Origin of the sequence: Brevibacillus reuszeri (assembly GCF_002897295.1) — a bacterium.
Lineage (GTDB): Bacteria > Bacillota > Bacilli > Brevibacillales > Brevibacillaceae > Brevibacillus > Brevibacillus reuszeri_A.
This window is the reverse complement of record NZ_BEXF01000056.1, coordinates 1-7794: the sequence shown is the minus strand read 5'-3', so window position 1 is coordinate 7794 and position 7794 is coordinate 1. Positions and strand designations below refer to the sequence as shown.

Genomic DNA, 7794 nt, shown 5'->3' with positions numbered 1-7794 from the left:
GAGGTTTGCCGCCAACTTCCTTCAGATTCCACCTCACGGTGGACACCCTTGTCTTAGGCTAATGGTTACTACTGCCTTCACCATTCGGGACTTTAACCCTAGAGATAACGCCCATGCTGGGCGCACATGCAAAAAGTCTCTGAAATCACAAGATATCAGAGACTTTTTTTCAAAATTCATGTTTATTCTCGGCCATTTGGAGGAAAAGAAGATAGTACTCTATTTTTTCCCGTGAGGTGGAACTAGTGAATCGAACAAGCATACATGAGCCTCTGGATGCCAAAAAGATGATCATCCGCGATTTTAGTAATTTGCTAGACACGATTCCTAATCAGGATGATCAGGTGACTATTCAAAAATTTCTCCGTTATTTACAAAGTCTGATCAGGATCAAGCAGGTAGTACCGCCTGTCGTAGAAATCATGACGGTTATCAAGCATAACAAGCCCTTGCTCTACCATGCTGCTCGTCGTGCTGTCATGACCTCAAGCAACCTGCATATGCTCTTCCAGCTCGATATGGACTTGCAATTGGCACAAGAGAGGCTGAAGCAATTCGATCAATAGCTTTTCGATTAGGCTTTAAGTTGCTCAGGATTGAGGCACTCAAGCTCCGGAATGACAAAACGACCATCCTTGCGAATCAACACGCCGTCAAACCAAATTTCTCCTCCGCCCCATTCTGGGCGTTGAATCGATACCATGTCCCAGTGTACAGACGATTTGTTGCCATTATACGCTTCGTCATAGCACTGACCAGGTGTAAAGTGAAAACTGCCATCAATTTTCTCGTCAAACAAAATGTCTTTCATTGGATTGCGGATGAAAGGATTTACCCCGATCGCAAATTCTCCAATAAAACGTGCTCCCTCGTCTGTATCAAGAATTTCGTTTAGTCTTTTCGTATCGTTCGCAGTTGCCTCTACAATTTTACCGTCTTTAAATGTCAAACGTACATTTTCAAATGTAAAGCCATGGTAAGGTGTAGGGGCATTATGCGTAATCGTTCCGTTTACCGAATCTTTTACAGGCGCCGTGTACACTTCTCCATCAGGAATATTGCGAAGCCCTGCACATTTCACAGCCGGAATATCCTTTATAGAGAAAGTCAAATCGGTTTCAGGACCAACCAGGCGTACTTCATCTGTCCGATTCATTAATTCAACCAAGCTATCCATTGCTTTGTCCATTTTGGCATAATCGAGATTGCAAACTTGGAAATAGAAATCCTCGAATGCAGCTGTCGACATGTTAGCCAATTGAGCCATGGATGGGTTCGGATAACGCAGAACAACCCATTTCGTATGGGGTACGCGAACATTCATCACAGGCAATTCGTACAGGCGTGAGTACATGCCCAGCTTGTCTCCAGGTACATCCGCCATTTCATTAATATTACTTGCGGCACGGATTCCGATATAGCCGTCCATTTGCTCCATGAGAGCTACTTCGTTCTCGGCCATTACCTTCAATTGCTCTTCGTTGCAATTCATCGCAATCTCGCGGCTTAGAGATGGATTAATCACTTGTACGAAAGGGCTGCCACCAGCTTTGTAAATTTCGCGAACCAGGGCCGCTACTAATTCCGGTGTTTCCCCTTTTGCGTTAATCAACACTTTCTCTCCCGGTTGTACTCTTACAGAATAGTTAACCAGGTTATATGCCAATTGCTCCAAACGAGAATCTCTCATCAACGACACACCCTTTTTAAATTTTCTGATTTCCCTATGTATTTTTACTGATAAACGATAAAAAGTCAATAAAATATATTTTATTGACTTCACATTATCAAAGCTGTCTTCATGAACAATACTCCGATTGAAACCAAAAAACGCTTTGTCCTTCAAAAGGAGCAAAGCGTTTTTATTCGTGGTAATTTATTTGTCGTTATCAGCTGCTGGAGGCATCAAGGACCAACCAGTGCGATTTGCAATATCTTGTGTTGCATTGCGGCCAATTGCAATGGTCTCATCTTCGCCTGGCATAGCGTTCCAGCCAGATGCTGGTGCCACTACTGGCGTAGAGTTTGGTGCTACAACCACGTATTCGTCTTCACCTGGCATTGCTGCCCAGCCAGTCGCTGGTGCAAAAACAGGAGTTTTGTCGCCGAGCACTACAAATTGGTCTTCAGCTGGCATGAAAATCCAGCCGCTTCCTGGTGCATAAACATATTGATATCCATTTACGCTTACGAATTGATCTTCGCCTGGCATTGCTACCCAACCGGATGCTGGAGCTACAACATTTCCTTGGTTGTCACTGATGATCACATACTCGTCTTTACCTGGCATTATGAATCCGCCAGCTGCTGGGCTGGTTGGCTGATTTACAGGCGCAACGGTTGTGGTAGGTGCTTCTGTCGTAGTGGAAGCCTCTGTAGTAGGAACAGTCGCTTCCTCTGCACAAGCCGCTTGTGCAAACAATGCTCCGCTCAAAATCAAAGTTCCCATCATTAATGTGCTGCTCTTTCTCATATGTGTACACTCCCATTCCCGTAGTACACACATTGTCTGCTGAAATGTCCCCCACCTGCTAAGCTGACGGCATCGCTACATGCATTGCTTCATTTTCCTAAGAAAATGAGTAAACTGTTCCAACTCGTCGTCGCTTAGGTTTTCCATCAGCTTTCCAATAAGCGCTCTTCTCTGGCACAATAGACCCTCCAGCATCGGAAGTCCTTTTTGCGACAGATTGACCCACACTACGCGCCGATCCTCCTCATCACGCACCCGGTCAACATAACCAGCCTTGACAAGTCGATTTAGCGCAATCGTGGTTGCACTATTGGATTGCTTTAGAATTGTCGCCAGCTCAGATACTGTACTTCGCCCTTTATGGTGAAGCACACGTAGCAAAATAAATTGCTTCGGACTGATCTGCTCTTCTTCTTCCAGCCAATGGCTGATAAAAAAGCGAGCCATCTCGACAAATACTCGATCCAGTTCCTCAATTTTACTGGCGCGGGACATGTCGCTCACATCATCACCTATTTTCAGAAAGTAAATAATAGAAGTACTTTTACTATAAAACTATATAACCTAAGCACATGAAGAGCAATAGAACTCTTCAAATTATTTACTTAATTTATAGGTATGTATGAACTGAGACAAAGTGTTTACTACTTAATATTTTTACTGTAAAACCTCTTTGCAACATCATCTTACCTCAAACAGGAAAAACTGACAATAGCCGATGATGGCAAATTCGTGACCAAACTTTTTTAGAACTTTGTTCAAAAATTTGGCTTTTTAGCACGGAGAAAATCAATTCCATCTATTTCCTTGAATCTTCTTTCGTATCCATTCGTAAAGCATGTATAATAAAAGGGCAGTTTCGGACGTTGATACCTTTGTCCAAGCGTGAATCCCAGAAACTACATACATAGGAGAACAAGTCTATGGAACAAACCAAAAGTACGACGAAATGGAAAAGTGAATTGCTTGATTGGTTAAAATCGTTTGTCTTGATTGGCGGTTTGACTGCCTTTATCTACGTGTTCGTGATGGCTCCATACGTCGTTCAGGGACGTTCGATGGAGAGCACGTTGCATGACCGCGAGCGTGTCATCGTCAACAAAGCCATTTATTATTTGAAGGATCCAAAACCCGGAGACATTGTGATTATTCATCCTGATGCGAGCGGAGACAACTGGATCAAACGGGTCGTTGCTGTAGCGGGCGATACGGTGGAGGCAAAGGATGATCAGCTATACGTGAACGGAAAGCCACTAGGCGAGGAATACTTGACTGCCAACAAGCTGAAAGCTTCCGCAGCCGGTGTAACGCTAACCGAAGATTTTGATCCCATCACCATTCCTGAAGGCAGTGTTTTTGTGATGGGAGACAACCGAAACAACAGCATGGACAGCCGGGTAATCGGCCCTGTGAAGCTGGATCATGTCGTTGGTCGCGCTGAAGTCGTTTATTGGCCGTTATCGGATATTCGCCTTCCTCATTAAAAGATGAAAATCAAGCAAAAAAGCCGCTCCTCGTGAGCGGCTTTTGATTGTGTAACAGCAGTTTTACTGTTTTTGGGCGGTGCCATCCTCAGACAAATAATCCTCAAGTGTGATACCTTTCGCCATGATTTCTTGCGCCATCTCTTTGCCGACGTATCGCAAATGCCATGGTTCATAGGAATAGCCGGTAATGGCTTCCTTCCCCTTTAAATAGCGAATAATGAAGCCACATTCGGCACTGTGGGCTGCCAGCCATTGCCCTTCCGGGGTTTCACCAAATGGCTCCTCTAAGCGTGTTTTCGCATCTGCTCCAGACACGTCCATCGCCAGACCCGTCTGATGCTCGCTTTTGCCCGGGACTGCGCTATATGCTGCAGCGTGCTCTGCTCCTTGCGTTTTCACATACGTTTCATAGAGCGATCTTTGCGTTTTGTAGGATCGATATCCAGATACCGCATAAAGTTCAATTCCATCCAGCTGCGCTTTAGCAAATAACTCCTCCAGCGCTTTTGCTGCTTCAGCACGCATGAAGCGCTTTTCTACCTTTTCATCAAAAGGAAAGGGTACATTTGGCTCAACCAGATCTGGTGGAATATAATCAGCCGGCAAGGCTCTTTGCTTGTTCACTACCACGGACAACTCAGTCGGGTTTGTGACCGTTGGAACACCCTCCACCATCGTAATCGTTTCTTGTAGTGACGGGGGCTTTTGTATACCCGGCTCCTCTTGTTGTGACGAAGGCGTCGTATTCTCTGAGCCTTCTGATGACGCGCCGCTTGCTGGAGCTGACGGTTGAGCTTGCTGATCCCCGCTAGAGAGCAATTTAGCTAAAGACGGGGCTTCACATCCACTTAGTAGGGCTACGGATAGTACGGCTGCGACAGCAAGTCCGGTAGTGCGATTCTTGTTCATGCTTTTATCCTCCTGGTTCCATACAGACACATACGTTCTGCTATACCTTACCACGGAGTCGACCAAAAAAATAGCATGGATTGTTGATCAATTTACTCAGCTATTTTGTGAGGCGAGAGTCCTGATGAGCTGCGGGAGCCAGGAATCCAAGGTTCTGAAAGAAAATCCTGCTTCGCCAGCTTTTCCGTTATCCATGTAAAATGATTCGGGAAAACCATACGGGGAAGCATCTTCCTCCGCCGTTTTTTCCTGTAGGATCGCTGGTTTTCCTACAGTATCCGCGATCTCATCCATCAGGGCATTTAGCCGAATCGTACCATGTGAGCATGCGTTCACCGGTCCCTTCAGCTCCACAGTTCCAGCCCATTGCAAAAATTCAGCAGCTTCCTGTGCATGTATAAAGCACATAATCGCCTCTGGATTTACCATACCAATCGGACGACCCTCGCTCACATGCTCAACGTGAAAATGAAGCCTTCTCGTGTAATCATCCTCTGCAAGCACGATCGGGAAGCGAGCAGCAATGACAGGAAATGCTTGCTGTTGAAAAAAGACCGCTTCTGCCTGGCGCTTGCCCTCTTGATACGAAACCTCTTCTTTCGGTGCTGAGACAATGGGATACGTGTACGGATCAAAGTCCTCTTCCTTCAGACTCTCTGGTGAGAAATCATAAACAGACAAAGTAGAAGTCAGTACATAACGTCCTACGCGCCCGCGGAACGCTTCACACGCATCGAGAGCATTTTGGGAGGAGTAGCAAATATTATCGTAGATGACGTCCCAGTCTTCAGAACCGAGTGTTGCCAAGGAATGCACGTCATCGCGGTCCACGGTCACTCTCTTTACCTGCGGTGGAAGATCGGCTTCGGTCATTCCTCGCGTCGCAACCGTTACCTCCATACCCGATTCTGCCAAAAGCTGGACAAGTCTTTTCCCGAAAAATCGGGTTCCTCCAAGAACAAGAGCTTTTTTCATGCCGTCAGTCCCCCTCCATTATTTCCCTTTCTATTATACTTCTTCCACGCCTTAAGAGGACCTGCATTTTTCAGAGATTTCCGTTGATTTCGCGCACACAAAAAACTCTTCTAGCAAAAGCCAGAAGAGTTTATGCAGCCATTCTATTTTGATTCTTTACGGCATGATAACCAGATTGCTTACAACTGGACGCTCACTGCCACCTGAAGGCTTATTCATCAGCTTGCCGTTATAGTAAAAAGCACTGGAGCCTCCACCATCGAGATTAAACGCATCGACAACGTGGAATTCCTGCAATTTTTTCTGTGCTTCCTCCAGGGTTACCCCTTTACTCCAGCCCTCTCGTCTGCCATCAATCACAATCAACAGCAAATCGCCGTTGTCGAAGTGACCGATTAGCGTCCGCGGATGGCGCGTGTTTGCCCAGTCACGCGGAATCGGGAGACGCTTGCCATCCTGCAAGAGTCGCGGCAGGAAGCTGGCTCCTTGTAAAATGCCCTGTTGCTTGATTTGTGCTTCAGTTGTGATATTGGCCCCAACTAGATGACCCTTGTTGTTGAAGCCGACAAAGCTCAATTTTTTATCGGTTGAAAAGTTGCGAATCTTTCCATCGACAACGGTAATACCGAGGGGTGTCACATTGCCCTGCTTGTCCGTCATGAAACCACCAGCATTAATGGCGAGGATGGCTCCAGTCCGTTTCCCTGCATGACTTGTCTTTTCACCCTTGCTTTTCACCGAATTGTTTGCCAGGACCATTTTTAGCGCATTCGGGTCCTTCAGTCGTACCTTTGCCATGTAGCCACGGTACCCCGCCTCTTCTAGCGAGTACACTTTTACAGTGGATTTGTTCCCAAAGGATTGCCCGATCGGATTCCCCAGCATTTTAGAAAGAATCGAATCCAGCACATCCGCAGACTTTTGTGTTTGCGATTTACTGTCAGCTAGCAAATTACCGAGGTTGTTATTTTGTTGCTCATAATCCTTCTGCTCTTTTTCGGATTCGGCACGGATGTCTTCAATGAGAAATTCGACACTCCTCATCTGCGATTTGGTCGCGTAAATTTGCTCTCCAATCGCATCCGCCTGCTCTTTTGTTTGCTGGGTAGGCAGCTTTAAGCTTTCCAACTGGAGCTTGTCAACTGGATTCGCCTGCGAAAAAGCTACCAGAAACCCGACAGCGGGTGCCAATAAAAAAGCGAAAAAACGATTTATGTTACCAAGCACGGGCAGCATCCTCCAGTTTTTTCAAAGATGCTTTCAAATCCACCAGTTGCTTGTTCAACTGATCAATTCGATCCTGAAGGGCCTCCTTGGTCTTATTCGTTCCTCCAATTGTCGCTCCAGTCAATTCCAAATCTTCTTCCAAATTCGCAAGTCCAGATTGCACATTTTTCATTTCATCCTGAACCATTGTCAATTGTTCGCCTAGCACTCGCACCTGTTTTTGGTTTTCTTCATGCACCTGTTGAATTTGCTGGTTCACAAATTGCTGCTGCTTGTCCAATGTATGAACAGCAAAAGCATAACCAGCATATGCGAGTCCTCCCCAGAGCAGAATAGCCAAAATCATAGGCAGCGGGGACCGCTTTCCTTCTGTCCGGGAGGGAAGCAACGCATTTAGCAACCCAGAACGTTTGCGTCGGCCTTCTTGTTTCCCATTTCCTGGGAGTGGCAAGCTGGTTGCCTGTGACGATGAAGCGGGCATATATTTATCGTTCATCGGCTCCCTCCTCCTTTCTGTGACATAGAGTAAGGCCTTATTATAACATACATCATATTTCGCCAAGCTTTTTGCGGAATATTGGAAAAATGACGCGAAAAATCGAGTAGGAGGGGGTGACTAACCCCCGACCTCTCACACCACCGTACGTACCGTTCGGTATACGGCGGTTCATCTAAGTTTGACGTAAAAGAAAATACCTATCCTTAAGACTCTTAAGACCTTCG

The 7794-nt window shown here is 46.1% G+C and carries 10 protein-coding genes; 3 read left to right on the top strand and 7 right to left on the bottom strand.

Annotation, left to right across the window (positions count from 1 at the left end):
- Both C3B52_RS37680 and C3B52_RS34845 read left to right on the top strand, forming a co-directional pair.
- Window positions 1-235 (top strand): hypothetical protein (locus C3B52_RS37680; RefSeq protein WP_235615965.1); only part of this gene is annotated, 235 nt, incomplete at its 5' end.
- Between the two features lie 10 nt (window positions 236-245).
- Window positions 246-566: a hypothetical protein gene (locus C3B52_RS34845; protein ID WP_103110921.1), complete on the top strand. Its 321-nt coding sequence runs from the start codon at window positions 246-248 to the stop codon at window positions 564-566.
- An 8-nt stretch (window positions 567-574) separates the two neighbouring features.
- Here the strand turns inward: C3B52_RS34845 and C3B52_RS34840 are convergent, their stop codons facing one another.
- From C3B52_RS34840 to C3B52_RS34830, 3 genes are all read right to left on the bottom strand, one after another.
- Window positions 575-1690: an aminopeptidase gene (locus C3B52_RS34840; protein WP_103110920.1), complete on the bottom strand. Its 1116-nt coding sequence runs from the start codon at window positions 1688-1690 to the stop codon at window positions 575-577.
- A gap of 186 nt (window positions 1691-1876) precedes the next feature.
- Window positions 1877-2473 carry a hypothetical protein gene (locus tag C3B52_RS34835; protein ID WP_103110919.1) on the bottom strand — a complete coding sequence of 199 codons (597 nt, stop codon included), beginning with the start codon at window positions 2471-2473 and terminating at the stop codon, window positions 1877-1879.
- Window positions 2474-2548: 75 nt separating this feature from the next.
- The gene (locus C3B52_RS34830) at window positions 2549-2977 is read right to left on the bottom strand and encodes a MarR family winged helix-turn-helix transcriptional regulator (RefSeq protein ID WP_103110918.1); all 429 of its coding nucleotides are present in this window, start codon (window positions 2975-2977) and stop codon (window positions 2549-2551) included.
- 419 nt (window positions 2978-3396) lie between these two features.
- Here C3B52_RS34830 and lepB point away from each other — a divergent pair, with 419 nt between their 5' ends.
- A complete protein-coding gene (gene lepB, locus C3B52_RS34825) occupies window positions 3397-3957 on the top strand; it encodes a signal peptidase I (protein ID WP_103110917.1) in 561 nt (186 codons plus the stop codon).
- 63 nt (window positions 3958-4020) lie between these two features.
- On the opposite strand, the gene C3B52_RS34820 is transcribed toward lepB, so the two are convergent.
- From C3B52_RS34820 to C3B52_RS34805, 4 genes are all read right to left on the bottom strand, one after another.
- Complete coding sequence (locus tag C3B52_RS34820) at window positions 4021-4869, bottom strand: M15 family metallopeptidase (RefSeq protein WP_103110916.1); 849 nt, start codon at window positions 4867-4869, stop codon at window positions 4021-4023.
- Between the two features lie 96 nt (window positions 4870-4965).
- On the bottom strand, window positions 4966-5844 hold the full coding sequence (locus C3B52_RS34815) for an NAD-dependent epimerase/dehydratase family protein (RefSeq protein WP_103110915.1): 879 nt from the start codon (window positions 5842-5844) through the stop codon (window positions 4966-4968).
- Between the two features lie 156 nt (window positions 5845-6000).
- On the bottom strand, window positions 6001-7080 hold the full coding sequence (locus tag C3B52_RS34810) for a phosphodiester glycosidase family protein (protein ID WP_103110914.1): 1080 nt from the start codon (window positions 7078-7080) through the stop codon (window positions 6001-6003).
- Window positions 7061-7567 (bottom strand): hypothetical protein, encoded by a 507-nt coding sequence (locus C3B52_RS34805; protein ID WP_103110913.1) that lies wholly within the window; start codon window positions 7565-7567, stop codon window positions 7061-7063. Before C3B52_RS34805 ends, C3B52_RS34810 begins: the two co-directional genes overlap by 20 nt.
- Between the last annotated feature and the right edge of the window lie 227 nt (window positions 7568-7794).

Bases quoted from the DNA above. Each gene is read 5' to 3' on its own strand.
- C3B52_RS34820 (WP_103110916.1), bottom strand. From the start codon at position 4,869: ATGAACAAGAATCGCACTACCGGACTTGCTGTCGCAGCCGTACTATCC.
- C3B52_RS34835 (WP_103110919.1), bottom strand. From the start codon at position 2,473: ATGAGAAAGAGCAGCACATTAATGATGGGAACTTTGATTTTGAGCGGA.
- C3B52_RS34810 (WP_103110914.1), bottom strand. From the start codon at position 7,080: ATGCTGCCCGTGCTTGGTAACATAAATCGTTTTTTCGCTTTTTTATTG.
- C3B52_RS34805 (WP_103110913.1), bottom strand. From the start codon at position 7,567: ATGAACGATAAATATATGCCCGCTTCATCGTCACAGGCAACCAGCTTG.
- C3B52_RS34840 (WP_103110920.1), bottom strand. From the start codon at position 1,690: ATGAGAGATTCTCGTTTGGAGCAATTGGCATATAACCTGGTTAACTAT.
- lepB (WP_103110917.1), top strand. From the start codon at position 3,397: ATGGAACAAACCAAAAGTACGACGAAATGGAAAAGTGAATTGCTTGAT.
- C3B52_RS34815 (WP_103110915.1), bottom strand. From the start codon at position 5,844: ATGAAAAAAGCTCTTGTTCTTGGAGGAACCCGATTTTTCGGGAAAAGA.